The sequence below is a fragment of the Microvirga terricola genome (assembly GCF_011777495.1).
GTDB classification, from domain to species: Bacteria; Pseudomonadota; Alphaproteobacteria; order Rhizobiales; family Beijerinckiaceae; genus Microvirga; species Microvirga terricola.
Genome location: NZ_JAATJS010000002.1, coordinates 39,460 through 55,878 on the forward strand (window position 1 = coordinate 39,460; position 16,419 = coordinate 55,878).

Below are 16,419 nucleotides of genomic sequence, written 5' to 3' on the forward strand. Positions count from 1 at the left end.
CAAAGGATTGATTGATGGGCATTGCGTCTGGAAACCCACGGCAGCTTGAGAGTTTTGTTTGCGGAGAGTGGGTCCGGGGTGCGCGTGAAGGCCTTCCGTTGCACGATGCGACGACTGGAGAACCGGTTGCGTTGATCGACTCGTCGGGAATCGACTTTGCCGCTGCGCTGAATTACGGCCGCTCTCGCGGTGGCCCTGCTTTGCGAGCGATGACCTTTCACGAGCGTGCCGGCATGCTCAGGGCGCTTGGCCAGGCCTTGATGGAACTCAAGGAAGAGTTCTACGCTCTGTCCTATGCGACCGGTGCGACTCGCAGCGATAGCTGGATCGACATCGAGGGCGGCATCGGCACGCTTCTGTCCTATGCATCCAAGGGACGTCGCGAGCTGCCGGATACGCGTGTCCTCATCGAGGGAGACGTGGAAAGCCTGTCTCGTGACAACAGCTTCTCGGGTCAGCATATCCTCACGCCGCTACAGGGCGTCGCCGTGCATATCAACGCCTTCAACTTCCCCTGCTGGGGAATGCTGGAGAAGATTGCACCGACGCTGCTTGCCGGTATGCCCGCCATCGTAAAGCCCGCCAGTCAGACCGCTTATCTCACCGAGCTCATGGTTCGGCGGATCATCGAGACCGGGCTTCTGCCGGACGGTGCGCTTCAACTGATCTGCGGATCGGTCGGCGATCTCCTTGATCACGTCACCGGGCAGGACGCCGTCACATTCACCGGCTCTGCCAGCACCGGTCGTCGCCTCAGATCGCATCCGGCTGTTATCGCGAACTCAGTTCGCTTCACGATGGAGGCCGACAGCCTTAACTCTTGCATCCTCGGTCAGGATGCAGGCCCGGGAACCGAGGAATTCGATCTTTTCATCAAGGAGGTTGCACGCGAGATGACGGTCAAGGCCGGGCAGAAGTGCACGGCCATCCGGCGCGTGATGGTGCCGCGCGCTCACTGCGACGCCGTCGTTTCTGCTCTCGGAAAGCGGCTAACGACCGTATCTATCGGGAATCCCGCCGACGAAGCGGTCCGGATGGGCCCGCTGGCGAGCCTCGAACAGCGGGAGGAAGTCCGAGCGCGCATTCACGATCTCTCGCCGGAGACGCGGATCGTCTTTGGAGACCTCGACCGTATCGAAGTGATCTCCGGAGATTCCGAGAAAGGCGCCTTTCTGAACCCGGTCCTGCTGCTTTGCGAGTCCCCCGATAATGCTCGGGCCGTCCACGACGTCGAGATCTTTGGCCCCGTCAGTACGATTCTGCCCTACGACAGTCCCGCCGAAGCCGTCGATCTCGCCCTGCGCGGCAAAGGCTCGCTCGTGGCTTCCGTATTCACGAACGATCCTGTCATTGCGGAGGAGACCGTTCTCGGCCTCGCACCCTTCCACGGTCGTGTGCTGATCGGAAACCGCACTAGCGGCAAGACCTCTACAGGTCATGGATCGCCGCTGCCGGTCCTCGTTCACGGTGGTCCGGGTCGCGCAGGAGGGGGTGAAGAATTGGGCGGCATGCGCAGCGTCAAGCACTACATGCAGCGCAGTGCGGTCCAGGGAGCTCCGCGGCTTCTGTCGGCTGTCACAGGCCGTTGGATCGAAGGCGCGCCTGCGCGGAGTGACGGCGTTCATCCCTTCCGCAAGTCACTCGCCGAGCTGCGTATCGGTGACCAGATCGTCACTGGAAAACGAACCGTCACCCTCGAAGATATCGAACACTTCGCTCATTTTACCGGCGATACTTTTTATGCCCACATGGATGAGGAGGCCGCGAGGGCCAACCCGTTCTTCGACGGGCGGGTCGCGCATGGCTACCTCATCGTCTCTTTTGCCGCAGGCCTCTTCGTCGATCCCGCGCCCGGTCCCGTGCTCGCCAATTACGGCGTGGATAATCTGCGATTCCTGACGCCGGTCAATCCAGGCGATGTGCTTCAGGTTCGTCTGACCTGTAAGGATATCAACCCGCGTGGATCTGCCGAACACGGCGAGGTCCGCTGGGATTGTAGAGTCACCAACCAACATGAAGCTATGGTCGCACAGTACGATGTGCTGACCATGGTTGCAAAGTCATGGCCGTAAGAGCGGGGAACAGAGCATTACTGAGGAAATGACCCCGGTTCATTGCCAGGAATGCGATAACGAAGACGGAATGATTGCGTACAAATGCAAATCATTGGTTTCCGTCTTCGCTATGACGAAGTCTGTGGTCGCCCGGAATTTGTCCAGCGAGCGTCAGCGGATGGACATGATTCCCTCAAGGATCAGCGTCGTGGCGACGTCCGCATAGTCCTCGCGGGTGATGGGGCCTCCGTCACGGAACCACAGATAAACCCAGTTCAACATGCCAAAGAGAGACATGGTGACGGGCATGAGCAGGGGCCGATCCTTGTTGTCCAGGCCCGGATTGATCTCCCGGAGCACGGCAGAAAATCGTCCAACGATCCGGCGTTCGATCGCTTGGATCTCAGTTTTCTGCTCGTTGCTGAGCGCACTCATCCCGTTGAGCTGAACCTTGTGCTGGTTGTCGGCTCCTCGGTAATTCTCAAGGACGGCCCAAACAAGCCCACGCAGACGCTTTCTCGGCGGCACTTCAGCCAGATCGGCTGCTTCAACCGCAGCCTCAAGCTCAGAAAGATGCGCGTGGATGATTCCGAAGATCAGGGCCTCTTTGCTGGGGTAATAATGGTATAAAAGGCCCTTAGAGACGTTGGAATGCGCCGCGATTTGGGACATGGACGCCTTGTCCATCCCTTGGTCGGCAAAGACAGCGGCGGCACTTTCAAGAATACCACGTTGTTTTTCTTCGAAATCGCTTGCGCGAGTTCGTGCCATTTGATCGTCCACTCTTACGTTGCTTCCTGGGCCCCTCAATACGCGGGGAGAGCCCAAGCTCTTCCGCGATATCCTTCGGAGACCCAAAAAGCAAATACCGGGCTAGCCTTTCGGCCGGTTGTCAATAACCCGCTTTGCTTTGCCTTCGGATCGGGCAAGCGCATCCGGGTCACGGATCTCGATACGGGTGCTCACGCCCACAACGCTCTTGATGTGATGGGCGAGTTCTTTCGCGGAGGCGGCTCTGGAAGCAGGATCGGCCCCATGTGGAATGCACTCGACATGCACGGTCATGCTGTCCATACGCCCCTGGCGTGTCAGCTCAATCTGGAAGTGCGGCGCCAGGTTGCGGCATTTGAGGATTTGTTCCTCGATCTGCGTCGGAAAGACGTTCACACCACGCAGAATAATCATGTCGTCCGAGCGTCCGGTGATTTTCTCGATGCGTCGCATGCTGCGAGCCGTGCCGGGAAGAAGCCTTGTCAGATCGCGCGTCCGGTAGCGGATCATCGGCAAGCCTTCCTTGGTCAGCGTGGTGAACACGAGCTCACCCATTTCACCGTCCGGCAGGACCTCGCCCGTCACGGGATCGATGATCTCCGGGTAGAAATGGTCTTCCCAGATATGCAAGCCGTCTTTAGTTTCCACACACTCATTGGCGACACCCGGTCCCATCACTTCGGAGAGGCCGTAGATGTCGACGGCGTGCATATTGAACGCCTGCTCGATCTCGAGGCGCATCGCGTTGGTCCACGGTTCCGCTCCGAAGATGCCGACCGCCAGAGAACTCTCGCGAGGATCGATGCCTTGCCGACGGAATTCATCGAGAATCGATAGCATATACGAGGGAGTCACCATGATGATGCGAGGCTTGAAGTCGTTCATCAATGAAACTTGGCGCTCTGTCATGCCGCCGGAAATTGGCACGACGGTGCAGCCCAACCGCTCGGCTCCGTAGTGGGCTCCCAGGCCTCCTGTAAAGAGACCATAGCCATACGCGACATGAACGATATCGCCGGCGCGCCCCCCTGAGGCGCGAATCGAGCGTGCCATCACATCTGCCCATGTCTCGATATCCCGGGCGGTATAGCCGACCACCGTCGGCTTTCCGGTTGTCCCCGAAGACGCGTGGATACGACTGAGCTTTTTACGCGGTACGGCGAACATTCCAAACGGGTATGTATCCCGCAGGTCCGACTTTGTTGTGAAGGGAAACTTGGCAAGGTCCGACAGAGTCTTCAAGTCGGTCGGATGGACGCCGACGGAGTCGAAGCGTGCGCGGTAAAAGGCAGAGTTCTCGTACGCATGCGTCAAAGACCACTTCATGCGCTTGAGTTGCAGCGCTGCGATCTCGTCGCGCGATGCCGTTTCGATCGGCTCCAGGTCTCCTGGCCGAGGCGAAAGACTTTTCATGGTTTCCTCCCAATTTTTGCGAAGGGTTTTTACCCTCTTCAACGTTTTTATAGTCGCAAGTTGGAGCAATGCAGCGGCTAGACAGTCTCCGGCACGAGCTCTCCCTTGACCGACCGCGAATGCCCACGAAATTCTGCGATCTGATCGCCCGCCTGGTTTGTCACCGCGACGTCGTAGATTCCTCCACGGCCACGCCGCGAAACTTCGCGTGCGATTGCCGTCAACCGATCTCCGACGAAGGCCGGTGCGATGAATGTGATCGCGGCCTGCTGTGCCACGTTGCGCTGGTTGTAGGTGTTGCAAGCGAAGGCGAAGGCTGAATCCGCTAAAGTGAAGATATATCCGCCGTGACAGGTCGCGTGACCATTGGCCATGGCGCTGGTGATCGTCATAGAGATCCGGGCTCCACCCGGACTGACCTGCTCGATCAGCATGTCGAGTTGTTGCGAAGCAGCATCAGCCTGCCACATGGCTTTCATACAGGCTCTAGCGACTTGCTCGGGGTTCATGCTGGTCATTGGCCACGGAACTCCGGTTTACGTTTCTCTAGGAAAGCCGTGACACCTTCAGCGTAGTCGGCACTGCGGCCAGCTTCGCGCTGGAGGTCCTTTTCAAGATCGAGCGATGCGTCAAGCGATTGCGTCGCTGCCGCCTGGATGGCGCGTTTCGTCATGCCGAAACCTCGGGTCGGGCCCGCGGCCAGGCGTAGGGCCAGCTCCTTTGATTCCCTTTGTAGGTCCTCGTCTGGAACCGCTTTCCAAATCAGGCCCCATTGCGCGGCTGTTTCGGCGTCGAGCGGTTCGGCCAGCAAAGCGAGTGCCTTCGCGCGCGGCTCGCCGAGGATGCGTGGCAGGCTCCATGTGCCGCCGGAATCGGGAATTAGACCGATCTTCGAGAACGCCTGGATGAAACGCGCGGAACGAGCCGCCAGGACGATGTCGCAAACAAGCGCGATGTTCGCGCCCGCGCCGGCCGCCACGCCGTTGACCGCGCAGACGACCGGCTTCTCAAGGTTGCGGATGGAGCGCACGAGCGGGTTGTAGAGCCGGTCCACAGTTTGTCCGAGATCGGGCGCCTCATTACCTTTGCGAGGGTCGCGGTCACCCAGATCCTGTCCGGCGCAGAACCCGCGACCGGCGCCTGTCAACAGGACGGCACGCACTGTGGGATCCGAGTGCGCTCTGTCAAAGCCTGATCTCAGAGCGAGATGCATTTCCTCGTTGAAGGAGTTCAGCTTGTCCGGTCTATTGAGAGTCAGCGTCAGAACGCCGTTTTCGAAAGCCGAAATGACAGTTTCGGAATCTGGCATTTTCTCCCTCCCGGCACCGCACTTTCCGGCGGCATAAAAAACATCTTGCATAAACCGACCGGTCAGTCAATTATAAGGAGAAAAATCGAGGGACTGGAATGAGCGCTCTTTTCGACCGGCACCGGAAGCTTATTGATGCCGCTGTCTTGGCCCTTCGGGAGCGCGGGTTCTGGTCACCTTTTTCTGAGATTCCGAGCACCAAGATTTATGGCGAGACAGCCAAGGAAGACGGTCTCGCCGCTTTCGAGGCTCGGCTTAATGCACCTTTTCAGTTGCCCGGACATCCCGAACAAAAGTCGGTAGGAGGCGAACTCTCGCCGTGGGGGATGCCTCTCAACATCTCCTATCCGACGGCGGACTCAAAGACCCTGGTTGCCGCCTCGAAGGCGGCGGCCCCTGTCTGGGCCTCCGCTTCAGTCGAGGAGCGTGCCGGCATCTGCGCCGAAATTCTCGTGCGCTTGAATCGCATGAGCTTCGAGATTGCCAGCGCCGTCATGCACACTACCGGGCAGGCCTTCCCGATGGCATTCCAGGCTGGTGGACCACATGCTCAGGACCGCGGTCTCGAAGCTCTCGCCGTGGCCTGGAGCGAAATGTCCCGCGCACCGCGCGAAGCAATTTGGGAGAAGCCTCAGGGCAAGGCCTCGCCGATTATTCTAGAAAAGCACTGGCGGATCGTGCCACGGGGCATCAGCCTTGTCATCGGCTGCCAGACCTTCCCGACCTGGAACAGTTACCCGGGCCTTTTCGCGAGTCTGGCGACCGGTAATACGGTAATCGTGAAGCCGCATCCGGGTGCCGTTTTGCCGCTCGCGATCACGGTGGCGGTGGCGCGCGAGGTCATGGCCGGGCAAGGGTTCCCGGCTGATGTGGTCCTTCTTGCGGCTGATGCTCAGGGAGCTGAAATCACGAAGGACCTCGTGCAACATCCCGACGTGGCGATCATTGACTACACAGGCTCGAATGCGTTCGGCGACTGGGTGCGTAGCAACGCAGGGTCCGCGCAGGTCTACACAGAGGAGGCTGGGGTCAATTCTATCGTGATCTCGGCCACCGATCGCTTCGATGCCATGTGCGCCAACATTGCGTTCTCCTTGGCGCTCTACAGCGGCCAGATGTGTACCGCGCCGCAAAACCTCTTCATTCCTCGGGACGGCATTCCGACCGACCTGGGTCATAAGAGCTTTGATGAGGTCGGGCAGACCATTGCTTCCGCCATCGATGTCCTTCTGGCCGATCCGGCGCGGGGCTCAGGTGTCTGCGGTGCCATTGCCAATCAGGCGACGCTCGAGCGCGTCGAAAATGCTCGCATGCTTGGACGCGTGGTTCGCGATTCAGCGCCGCTCGAGGGATCTCGCAGTGCGACGCCGCTAATCGTCGCTGTCGATGCTGCCAAGACATCGGTTCACGAGGAAGAGTGCTTCGGCCCTATCGCCTTCCTCGTGGCCGTTGCCGATGCTGATGAGGGGATTGAGCATGCGGCCGCACTCGCCTGCCGCAAGGGAGCTATCACTACAGCCCTGTACGACATCGACGAACCGCGTATTGAGCGCGGCATCGAGGCCTTCGCGCGGGCCGGCGTGAACCTATCCGTGAACCTGACGGGAAATATCTTCGTCAATCAAAGTGCAGCGTTTAGCGATTACCACGTGACCGGGGCAAATCCGGCAGGCAACGCCAGCCTTACGGACGCGGCTTTCGTCACCAATCGCTATCGACTTGCCATGTGGCGTCGCCCAAAGGCGGCATAAAAACGGCGAAAAGCCGATAACATCCAGGGAGGAAAACCATGCAAAGAACCATCATTAGCGCTACCTTGGCCAGCGTGATCTCGTTCGGTCTTACCGGGATCGCAGCGGCCGACATCAAGATCGGCGCGACCGTGTCCGAAACCGGCCCGGCTTCGTTCCTCGGAGATCCGGAGGCAAAGACCCTGAAGCTGCTGGTCGAGCAGATCAACGCTGCAGGTGGAGTGAAGGGGGAGAAGATCAAGCTCTTCCTGTACGATGACGGTGGCGACCCCAATAAGGCGCGCACTTTTGCTACCCGTTTGGTCGAGGATGACGGCGTGGTCGCCATCATCGGCGGCACCACGACGGGAACATCCATGGCTGTGATGCCGGTTGCCGAAGAAGCCAGGCTTCCTTTCATTTCGCTGGCTGGCGCAATAGAGATCATCGATCCGGTGCGTCCGAACACATTCAAGACACCGCACACGGATCGCATGGCTTGCGAAAAGATCTTCGACGACATGAAGAAGCGTGGATTGACGCGTATCGGCATGATCTCGGGGACCGACGGCTTCGGTGCATCCATGCGGGCCCAGTGCCTGGACGTCGCCAGCAAGTACGGCATCACGATCGTCGCCGAGGAGACTTATGGTCCGAAGGATGCCGATATGACGCCGCAGCTCACCAACATTCGCAGCAAGAGCGATGTGCAGGCGATCATCAATCCCGGCTTCGGTCAGGGTCCGGCCATTGTCACGCGAAACTATGCCCAGCTCGGTATCGCTCTGCCGCTCTACCAGTCGCACGGCGTCGCCTCTAACGGTTTCATCGAGCTTGCCGGCGCGAAGGCAGCGGAAGGCATTCGATTGCCGGGAACGGCATTGCTCGTAGGCGAGATGTTGCCTGAGAGCGATGCTCAGCGGCTTGTCGTGATGGCTTACAAGACGAGTTTCGAGAAAGCGACCGGGACACCGGTCTCGACCTTCGGTGGCTATGCTCATGACGCGATGCGCATTCTCGTCGACGCTCTGAATCGTGCGACGTCGATGAAGCCCGCCGCCGTTCGCGATGCCATCGAGAAGACCTCGGGCCTCGTTGGCACGACAGGTACGGTGACGATGTCGGCGAAGGACCATCTGGGCCTCGATCTCGGCTCGTTCCGCATGCTCGAAATCCGCAATGGCAGCTGGAAGCTGGTGAACTGAGTCCACTCTCGGTGGCCGCTGGCGGTGGAGCTCTCCGCCGGCGGCTGACGAGGCTCCGGCCTAAAGGCCGGCCCTCTCTGCTGGAAAAAATCCATGCCCGAATTGATGCAGTTCCTGCTGTCCGGCGCGACAGTGGGCGCCGTCTACGCGCTGGTCGCGCTCGGTTTTACGATTGTCTATAATGCGTCCAACGTGGTCAACTTCGCTCAGGGCGAGTTCGTCATGTTGGGCGGCATGATCACGGTCTTTGCTTTCCAGGCGGGATTGCCGCTTCCATTAGCGGTCCTGATTGCCATTCTGGCAGCAGCGGTGATCGGCGTCGGCTTCAATAAGCTGACGATCGAGGTGGCGCGAGGCGCGCCGGTGGTATCGTTGATTATCATCACGGTTGGTGCCTCGATCTTCATCCAAGGGGTGGCACAAGTCGTTTTCGACAAGCAACTTCATCGCTTTCCTTCGTTCTCGGGTGACGATCCGATTCGTATTCTGGGCGCGACGATCCTTCCGCAAAGTTTGTGGGTTATTGTAGGAGCTATCGTCGTGTTCATCGGACTTTGGGCGTTCTTCACCCGCACCTTGGTGGGGCGAGCCGTACTCGCCACATCGAACAATCGGATCGCAGCTCAGCTCGTCGGAATCAACACGACCTTCATCATGGCGTTCTCCTTCGGATTGTCGGCTGCCATCGGTGCCCTCGCAGGTGTGCTGATCACGCCGATCACGCTGACGAGCTACCAGGTCGGGATCTCCCTCGCCCTGAAGGGCTTTGCGGCGGCGATGCTCGGCGGGATGGGCAATCCGATGGGAGCGCTCGTTGGCGGTATCCTTCTGGGCCTGCTCGAGTCGCTCACCGCTGGCTACATCAGTTCGCAATACAAGGACGCGGTGGCTTTCATTGTCATCCTCACGGTCTTGTTCGCCTTTCCTCAAGGCCTTTTCGGCCGTAGCTCGATGGAGCGGGTGTGATCATGCGCCTGTCAAAGCAAGCGACGCTCCTGGTCCTCGCCGCGTTGATCGTCGTCGCGCCCATCTTCTTCCCCTCCGGTTATTATTTTCGCGTGGGTTCTCTCCTCTTCGTCAATTCTCTGGCCGTCGTCGGAGTGGTGATCCTCACCGGATATGCCGGGCAGATTAGTCTGGGGCACGCAGGCTTCGCGGCTATCGGCGCCTATGCCTGTGCGCTGGCCCCCGTCCACCTGCATGTGCATCCTTCCATCGCGGCGATCATCGGGGCCGTTCTGTCAGCGGTGGTCGCTTATCTGGTTGGCCGGCCCATCCTGAGACTCAAGGGCTATTATCTGGCCGTGGCGAGTCTCGGCTTCGGTATTCTTGTCTCGATGGTGCTGGCGAATGAGATAGCCATCACGGGTGGACCGGATGGCATCAAGGTGCCCGAGCTCGGACTTCGCGCCGTACTCGCCGATTGGGGTTTGGAGCTGACCAATGCGCAGTTCTGGTATGCTTTCTCCGGCCTAGTGCTCCTCGTTGGTTCCTGGCTTGCCCTTAATCTGTATAACAGCCCGACTGGACGCGCCCTGCGCGGCTTGCACGAGTCTGAGATCGCGGCTCGAACTGTCGGCGTAGATGTGGCGCAGGCCAAACTCGTGGCCTTCATGATTTCTGCCGTCTACGCGTCCGTGTCCGGCTCGCTTCTTGCGCTTCAGAACCGGCTGATCACGCCCGACATCGCCGGTTACATGCACTCGATCGAAATCGTGACGATGGCCGTGCTAGGTGGTGTCGGATCGGTCCTGGGCGCGATCTTCGGCGCAAGTATCCTGACCTTGCTGCCGCAGCTCCTCACTGTGTTCCAGGAGTACGAACAGGTGATGCTCGGCCTTGTCATGATGCTGGCCATGATCTTCATGCCCCGAGGGCTTCTTCCCAGCATCGTGGGTCTTGTGCGGGGGAGGGGAGAATGAGCCTTCTTGCTGTCGAAGGGTTGGGAATTTCGTTCGGCGAGCTTCATGCCGTACGCAATGTTGGATTCTCCATGAAGCCGGGCGAGATCGTCTCAGTTATCGGGCCCAACGGCGCGGGCAAAACCACGCTGTTCAACATGATCTCGGGAATTTATCTGCCGAAGTCGGGAACAGTCCATCTTGGCGGTGAGGACGTCACCGGTATGAGCCCGCACCTGTTGGCACGTCGCGGCCTGTCACGCACATTCCAAAATCTCCAGATTTTCCAGGCTATGACCGTCCTGGAAAATGTTATGGTCGGATATCATCTTCATGAGCGGGGGCCGGTAATCGCGGACCTCCTGGGGCTTTCATCCTCCCGTCGCCGCAGCCACGAAGCGGAAGAGAAGGCGAGAATGCTGCTTGAGCGCGTGGGACTTGTCCGCGCCGCAGAGAAAGAGGCCGGATCACTGTCCTATGGTGCGCTCAAACGGCTCGAAATCGCACGCGCCCTTGCATTGAAACCGAAGGTGCTCCTGCTCGACGAGCCGGCGGCCGGCTGCAATGCTGTCGAGACCGAGGAGATCGACCACCTTATTGCCGAACTCGCGGCGGACGGCATCGCCATCCTGCTGGTGGAGCACGACATGAAGATGGTCATGCGCATCTCGAACCATATCGTCGTGCTCGACTTCGGCGAGAAGATCGCGGAAGGCGACCCTGCCACGGTCAGCCGGAATCCGCGAGTCATTCAGGCCTATCTCGGCACCCAGGCGGCGGAGGTCACCTATGCTGTCGGTTGAAGGCCTGCGCTCCCGATACGGTCGCATCGAAGTGCTGCACGGGATCGACCTGTCGGTTGGTTCCGGCGAAATTGTCACCGTTGTGGGCGCGAACGGAGCCGGCAAGACCACTCTTCTGCGCTGCCTCTCTGGCGTTCAGCCTGTGTCTGGTGGGCAGATCACGTTCCGCGGCGAACCCCTAACATCCGTTCCCGCCTTCCGTCGCATTCAGCGCGGTCTAGCCCAGTCTCCCGAAGGGCGGCAAATCTTCACGAATCTCACGGTAGAGGAAAATCTGCGCCTTGGCGCATTCATCTACGACGATGATCGCGTCGGTCAGGACATGCAGGACGCATTCGCCATGTTCCCAATTCTCCGGGACAAGCGGGATCTTCCTGCTGGCGGATTGTCTGGAGGCCAGCAGCAGATGCTGGCGATCGCCCGAGCTCTGATGGGACGCCCGTCCTGCCTCCTGCTCGATGAGCCGTCGATGGGGCTTGCTCCGATTCTGGTCGCACAAATCTTCGACGTGGTGAAGAACCTGAAGAGCCTCGGTGTGACCGTTCTCCTTGTCGAGCAGAACGCCTTCGGAGCTCTGTCCATTGCCGACCGCGGCTATGTGATGGAGACCGGTCACATCACCTTGTCCGGCACGGCTGAGGACCTGATAGCCGACCCGCGGATCCGTGAGGCCTATTTGGGAGTCTAGAATGCCTGTCAGCATTTCACGCGAAGGGGTAGTCGCGATAGTCACGGTGGACAATCCGCCTGTGAATGCTCTCGCCCAACCCGTACGTCAGGCGCTCTGGGACACCGTGGAGGCGCTGGATGCAGACGCATCCGTGCATTCGGTGGTTCTGATCTGCGCTGGTCGCACTTTCATTGCCGGTGCCGATGTCTCGGAATTCGGTCGGCCTCCGATGCCGCCGCACCTGCCGGATCTGGTGTCCCGGATCGAAGCCGCGACAAAACCCTGGATCGCCGCCATTCACGGGAGCGCTCTCGGCGGTGGGTTCGAGATCGCGCTTGGCTGCCGTTTTCGGGTTGCCCTGGCCTCGGCCTCTATCGGCCTGCCGGAAGTGACATTGGGGATAGTCCCTGGCGCTGGGGGCACCGTCAGGACGCCACGCCTGGCAGGCGTTGAGGCCGCCATCGACCTTGTGACGACCGGCAAGCCCATTCGCGCCCCGCGGGCGAAGGCCCTCGGTCTCGTGGATGCAATTTACGAAGAGGATCTTCTCGCCGCAGCTATATCCTTCGCGGAGAATGTCGTGACGCGGCAATGGCCGGCTTCTGCCCGAGAGCGGCTGCTCACTCCCCAGCCCACGAGCTTCTGGGAGGAGAATGAGCGCGCTGTTGCCAAGCGATCGCGGGGCGAGGACGCGCCCCTCCGGGCACTCGCGTGCATCCGACAGGCGACTGAGTCCGACTTTTCCTCGGCTCTCGCCTTCGAGCGCGAGATCTTTCTCACCTTGCGCGGGTCCGCCCAGGCGACAGCGCTTCGCCACGTCTTCTTCGCTGAACGGGCCGCGTCTCGTCCCGCAGAATTGAAAGGCGTCGAGCCGCGTCCGATCCGACAGGTTGGTGTGATCGGTGGCGGAACGATGGGAGCAGGCATTGCCGCTACCTTGCGGGATGCGGGCTTGCCCGTCGTTCTCATCGAGCGCGACGAGGCGGCTCTTCAACGCGGCCTTGCCAATCTGCGCGGCATCTTCGAGGCTGCGGCCAAGCGAGGGCGCATCGCTGCCGATGACGTCAATGAGCGGATGGCCGGGGTTACCGGCAGCACCGACGAGACATATCTCTCACATGCGGACATGGTGATCGAGGCAGTGTTCGAGGACCTTGCTGTCAAGAAATCGGTCTTCGCCCGTCTTGGGGAAGTTTGTCGTCCTGATGCCATTTTGGCGACCAACACATCCTATCTGGATCCTCAGCTGATCGCCGCGGAGTTGGTGGGACCGGAGCGCTTCATAGGGCTTCACTTTTTCAGTCCGGCCCAAATTATGAAGCTGCTCGAGATCGTGCCGACGGCTGACACAGCACCCCAAGCGGTGGCGACCGGTTTTGCCTTGGCGCGCATGCTTGGAAAAATCCCGGTCAGGGCCGGAATCTGTGACGGCTTCATTGGCAACCGACTCCTCAAAACGACCCGCATGCAGGCCGAGCGCGTGCTCCTTTCAGGTGGCTCGCCGTCGCAAGTCGACGCAGCCATGCGGGCCTTCGGCATGTCGATGGGGCCGTTCGAGGCGCAGGATCTCGCCGGTCTCGACATCGCTGCTTTCCAGCGCAAGGCGGCGCGTGGGCGGGGCGAAGCTCCCTTTGCGCCCGTGGCAGAGCGGCTCTGCGCTCTCGGCCGCTTTGGCCAGAAGGCAGGCGGCGGCTGGTACGATTACGGGACCGGAAGCCGCCAGCCACAGCCCTCGAACGTGGTTGCCGATCACATTGCCGCCGCAGCCGCCGAGGCGGGACTTGCACCTCGCTCGTGGAGCAACGCAGACATCGTCGATGCCATTGTCCTGCCAATGGTCAACGAGGGCGCGAAGATCCTGGAGGATCGTGTTGCCCTGCGACCTGCCGACATCGATCTCGTCGAGATTCACGGTTACGGATTCCCTCGCTGGCGCGGGGGGCTGATGCACTGGGCCGAGGCCCGGGGATTACCCGACGTCGTCGGGATGCTTGACAGGCTGGCGGAGCTCAAGCTCGCGGAGCCTGTATGCGAACTGCTCCGGTGCTCGACCGTGACTGGTCGGCTTCCTACATCTTACCTCCGGAGAAGCTCATGACCTGGTGGGCGTGGCGGCTTTGCTGAGGCCGCTCTCGTCCCGGACAAGCTAATCGCAGATCGCGCTTACGACGCGGGTAAACTGCGCTGCCGTCATTCCGCCAAACCCACTCGCAAGCATCCTCACACCTATGATCCTATCGCCTACCGCACCCGCAATCTCATCGAGCGCATGGTCGGGCGCATCGCCACCCGTTACGACAAACGCGCCAACACCTTCTTATCCGCCATTCGGCCATAGCTTTGAGACGATGCAGATGGATGGCAGGAGCGGAGTGGCGAGACCGGGGGGACGAAGAGGTTGCGGACGGCGGAGAAGATCGAGGTGAACCGTTGCAGGCCTCCCGGCGACCGGAAGCCCTGCATCGCATGCTCTTGTCGGAGCAAGGGTAGATACGAGTTTCTCTGCCCGGTTATTCAGCCCCTTGTGTGAGCGATGCTCAACCGCCGGTATGCATCTGTTTTCAGGCAGCGGCATAGGAGCCCAGCTTGTCGGTAATCATCCGGCGGCCGGACATCCTTGCTTCTTCAACAGACGCTTCAGCAAGCGCTTCGCGACCTTGGTATTGCGTCGGATCTGAGCGATCTCATCGAGCATATCTACTTCCTTAAGCATGACAGCTTCGCAAAAGGGACGCGGTCTAGCGCTTATCTGCCTGTTTTGTGCACGCCCTAGGGCATGCACCTCCCACGGTCAGATGGGCAGGCCATCGAGGGGATAAATGCGCGCACTCAACAATCTGAAGCTTCTCGTCAAGCTTTACATCCCGATCACCATTTTCGTCGCGATTGCTATCGGGCTGATCGCTCTAGCTAACAACGGGCTCAACCATCTGGCTGAGGGCACTCAAGATCTGGTTAATAAAGAGGCGGCCCGCCGGGCGTTGATGCTCCAGATCAACGCCGAGATCAACGAAGCCAATACTCAAGAGAAAGCGCTGATCCTCTACAAAGAAGCTGAACTGCTTAAATCGGCTGAAAAGGTCTTTAGTGAGTACAAGGGTTTTGCTCTTACGCACGTTGATGAATTAATCGCTCTGGCTGATACGCCCGAGCGGAAGACGAACTATACTGAGCTCAAGGCTCAGATGACGAACTATTTCAGTCTCATGGACAAAAGTGTTGAGCGAGCTCGTGTGAACGACGACGAGGGTGCGCTCAAGATCTCCAACGGTGAAGCACGTGAGGCACGGATCAAACTTCGCAATCTTGTCGCGGAGCGCGTCGCCGCAATCAAGAGGTCGCTCGAGATTGCTGCCAATGACGCCCAGGTGGAAGCATCCAACACCTCCTGGACATTGATCTCCTCTGCGACGGTTGGCATTTTGGTGGCTCTTGGTCTGATCAGCGCGATCGTGATCTTCGGCATCACCCGTCCGCTGGGCGCCATGACCGCGGCCATGGGCCAGCTGGCGAACGGCGACCTCTCCGTCACCGTGATTGGCACCGAGCGCAAGGACGAGGTCGGCACGCTCGCCCGTGCACTCCAGGTGTTCAAGGACAATGCCATTGAAGCCCGTCGTCTCGCCGCCGAGCAGGAGGTCGAGAACCAAGCCAAGATGCGTCGGGCCGATCTATTGGATCAGCTCACAAAGCGGTTTGAGACGAACGTCTCCTTGCTCACGCAAGGCCTGTCCTCGGCTGCCACCGAGATGGAGGCTACCGCCCAGTCCATGACCCGGGTGGCCGATCAGACCACCCAGCAATCCGTCACCGTCTCCTCCGCCGCCCAGCAGACCTCCGCCAACGTGCAGACGGTGGCAGCCGCCACCGAGGAGTTGTCCATTTCCATCCGAGAGATTGCCTCCCAGGTTAGCCAGTCATCCCTGGTGGCAGAACGCGCCGTGGCCGGAACCCAGCGCACCAGCGCTATCGTGCAGGAGCTCGCCGACAGCGCCGAGCGCATCGGCGACGTGGTGCAACTGATCAACACCATTGCCGGCCAGACCAACCTGCTGGCGCTTAATGCCACCATCGAGGCGGCGCGTGCCGGTGAGGCGGGCAAGGGCTTTGCGGTGGTGGCCTCCGAGGTGAAGGATCTGGCCACCCAGACCGCCAAGGCCACGGACGAGATCTCTGCCCAGATCGGCTCGGTGCAGCAGACGACGCAGCAGACCGTGGCGGCGATCCAGGAGATTGCGCGTACGATCACCGAGATGTCGCAGATCTCGACGTCGATTGCTGCGGCCATGGAGGAGCAGGGAGCCGCGACCTCTGAGATTGCCCGCAACGTGCAGGAGGCGGCGCGTGGCACCGAACAGGTGACCGGCAGCATCATGGACGTGCAGAACGGGGCGGGTGAGACCGGCGCGGCCGCCTCGCAGGTGCTGGGCGCCGCCCAAGAGCTGGCGCGCCACTCCAACGATCTCGGCCAGGAGGTGGCGACCTTCCTAGCCGATGTTAAAGCGGCATAGTTTTTGAGACCTCTATAGTGAAATTCAGTTGGGCCAGCCCCACGCTCAACTG

The 16,419-nt window shown here is 60.2% G+C and carries 13 protein-coding genes and 1 pseudogene; 9 read left to right on the forward strand and 5 right to left on the reverse strand.

The features are described from left to right. The first annotated feature begins 14 nt into the window (after nt 1-14). Complete coding sequence (gene paaZ, locus HB375_RS04475; RefSeq protein WP_167671794.1) at nt 15-2,072, forward strand: phenylacetic acid degradation bifunctional protein PaaZ; 2,058 nt, start codon at nt 15-17, stop codon at nt 2,070-2,072. Nucleotides 2,073-2,225: 153 nt separating this feature from the next. Here paaZ and HB375_RS04480 read toward each other — a convergent pair whose 3' ends face one another. From HB375_RS04480 to paaG, 4 genes are all read right to left on the reverse strand, one after another. Continuing rightward, complete coding sequence (locus HB375_RS04480; RefSeq protein ID WP_167672492.1) at nt 2,226-2,825, reverse strand: TetR/AcrR family transcriptional regulator; 600 nt, start codon at nt 2,823-2,825, stop codon at nt 2,226-2,228. A gap of 102 nt (nt 2,826-2,927) precedes the next feature. After that, the gene (paaK, locus tag HB375_RS04485; RefSeq protein ID WP_167671795.1) at nt 2,928-4,238 is read right to left on the reverse strand and encodes a phenylacetate--CoA ligase PaaK; all 1,311 of its coding nucleotides are present in this window, start codon (nt 4,236-4,238) and stop codon (nt 2,928-2,930) included. Between the two features lie 77 nt (nt 4,239-4,315). Beyond that, nucleotides 4,316-4,756 carry a hydroxyphenylacetyl-CoA thioesterase PaaI gene (gene paaI, locus HB375_RS04490; RefSeq protein ID WP_167671796.1) on the reverse strand — a complete coding sequence of 147 codons (441 nt, stop codon included), beginning with the start codon at nt 4,754-4,756 and terminating at the stop codon, nt 4,316-4,318. Continuing rightward, complete coding sequence (gene paaG / locus HB375_RS04495; protein WP_167671797.1) at nt 4,753-5,547, reverse strand: 2-(1,2-epoxy-1,2-dihydrophenyl)acetyl-CoA isomerase PaaG; 795 nt, start codon at nt 5,545-5,547, stop codon at nt 4,753-4,755. Before paaG ends, paaI begins: the two co-directional genes overlap by 4 nt. A gap of 98 nt (nt 5,548-5,645) precedes the next feature. Here paaG and paaN point away from each other — a divergent pair, with 98 nt between their 5' ends. The 7 genes from paaN (at nt 5,646) to HB375_RS04530 (ending at nt 13,954) form a co-directional block, all read left to right on the forward strand. Beyond that, nucleotides 5,646-7,298 (forward strand): phenylacetic acid degradation protein PaaN, encoded by a 1,653-nt coding sequence (paaN, locus tag HB375_RS04500; RefSeq protein ID WP_167671798.1) that lies wholly within the window; start codon nt 5,646-5,648, stop codon nt 7,296-7,298. Nucleotides 7,299-7,336: 38 nt separating this feature from the next. Then, a complete protein-coding gene (locus tag HB375_RS04505; RefSeq protein WP_167671799.1) occupies nt 7,337-8,482 on the forward strand; it encodes an ABC transporter substrate-binding protein in 1,146 nt (381 codons plus the stop codon). A gap of 93 nt (nt 8,483-8,575) precedes the next feature. After that, nucleotides 8,576-9,448, forward strand: a complete 873-nt coding sequence (locus HB375_RS04510) for a branched-chain amino acid ABC transporter permease (RefSeq protein WP_167671800.1) — start codon at nt 8,576-8,578, stop codon at nt 9,446-9,448. Nucleotides 9,449-9,450: 2 nt separating this feature from the next. Beyond that, nucleotides 9,451-10,404, forward strand: coding sequence for a branched-chain amino acid ABC transporter permease (locus HB375_RS04515; protein WP_205800061.1), 954 nt, complete (start codon nt 9,451-9,453; stop codon nt 10,402-10,404). After that, nucleotides 10,401-11,186 (forward strand): ABC transporter ATP-binding protein, encoded by a 786-nt coding sequence (locus HB375_RS04520; RefSeq protein WP_167671802.1) that lies wholly within the window; start codon nt 10,401-10,403, stop codon nt 11,184-11,186. Before HB375_RS04515 ends, HB375_RS04520 begins: the two co-directional genes overlap by 4 nt. Further along, nucleotides 11,173-11,874: an ABC transporter ATP-binding protein gene (locus HB375_RS04525; protein WP_167671803.1), complete on the forward strand. Its 702-nt coding sequence runs from the start codon at nt 11,173-11,175 to the stop codon at nt 11,872-11,874. Before HB375_RS04520 ends, HB375_RS04525 begins: the two co-directional genes overlap by 14 nt. A 1-nt stretch (nt 11,875) precedes the next feature. Further along, on the forward strand, nt 11,876-13,954 hold the full coding sequence (locus HB375_RS04530) for a 3-hydroxyacyl-CoA dehydrogenase NAD-binding domain-containing protein (protein WP_167671804.1): 2,079 nt from the start codon (nt 11,876-11,878) through the stop codon (nt 13,952-13,954). Nucleotides 13,955-14,114: 160 nt separating this feature from the next. Here HB375_RS04530 and HB375_RS18070 read toward each other — a convergent pair. Continuing rightward, nucleotides 14,115-14,551: pseudogene (locus HB375_RS18070) on the reverse strand (DDE-type integrase/transposase/recombinase); the annotation flags it as partial. Nucleotides 14,552-14,675: 124 nt separating this feature from the next. Between HB375_RS18070 and HB375_RS04540 the strand changes: the two are divergent. Continuing rightward, nucleotides 14,676-16,367 carry a methyl-accepting chemotaxis protein gene (locus HB375_RS04540; RefSeq protein WP_167671805.1) on the forward strand — a complete coding sequence of 564 codons (1,692 nt, stop codon included), beginning with the start codon at nt 14,676-14,678 and terminating at the stop codon, nt 16,365-16,367. Nucleotides 16,368-16,419: the final 52 nt, after the last annotated feature.

Excerpts from the sequence above, each read along its gene's own strand:
- paaZ (WP_167671794.1), top strand. The coding sequence starts at position 15 with ATGGGCATTGCGTCTGGAAACCCACGGCAGCTTGAGAGTTTTGTTTGC.
- HB375_RS04480 (WP_167672492.1), bottom strand. The coding sequence starts at position 2,825 with ATGGCACGAACTCGCGCAAGCGATTTCGAAGAAAAACAACGTGGTATT.
- paaK (WP_167671795.1), bottom strand. The coding sequence starts at position 4,238 with ATGAAAAGTCTTTCGCCTCGGCCAGGAGACCTGGAGCCGATCGAAACG.
- paaI (WP_167671796.1), bottom strand. The coding sequence starts at position 4,756 with ATGACCAGCATGAACCCCGAGCAAGTCGCTAGAGCCTGTATGAAAGCC.
- paaG (WP_167671797.1), bottom strand. The coding sequence starts at position 5,547 with ATGCCAGATTCCGAAACTGTCATTTCGGCTTTCGAAAACGGCGTTCTG.
- paaN (WP_167671798.1), top strand. The coding sequence starts at position 5,646 with ATGAGCGCTCTTTTCGACCGGCACCGGAAGCTTATTGATGCCGCTGTC.
- HB375_RS04505 (WP_167671799.1), top strand. The coding sequence starts at position 7,337 with ATGCAAAGAACCATCATTAGCGCTACCTTGGCCAGCGTGATCTCGTTC.
- HB375_RS04510 (WP_167671800.1), top strand. The coding sequence starts at position 8,576 with ATGCCCGAATTGATGCAGTTCCTGCTGTCCGGCGCGACAGTGGGCGCC.
- HB375_RS04515 (WP_205800061.1), top strand. The coding sequence starts at position 9,451 with ATGCGCCTGTCAAAGCAAGCGACGCTCCTGGTCCTCGCCGCGTTGATC.
- HB375_RS04520 (WP_167671802.1), top strand. The coding sequence starts at position 10,401 with ATGAGCCTTCTTGCTGTCGAAGGGTTGGGAATTTCGTTCGGCGAGCTT.
- HB375_RS04525 (WP_167671803.1), top strand. The coding sequence starts at position 11,173 with ATGCTGTCGGTTGAAGGCCTGCGCTCCCGATACGGTCGCATCGAAGTG.
- HB375_RS04530 (WP_167671804.1), top strand. The coding sequence starts at position 11,876 with ATGCCTGTCAGCATTTCACGCGAAGGGGTAGTCGCGATAGTCACGGTG.
- HB375_RS04540 (WP_167671805.1), top strand. The coding sequence starts at position 14,676 with ATGCGCGCACTCAACAATCTGAAGCTTCTCGTCAAGCTTTACATCCCG.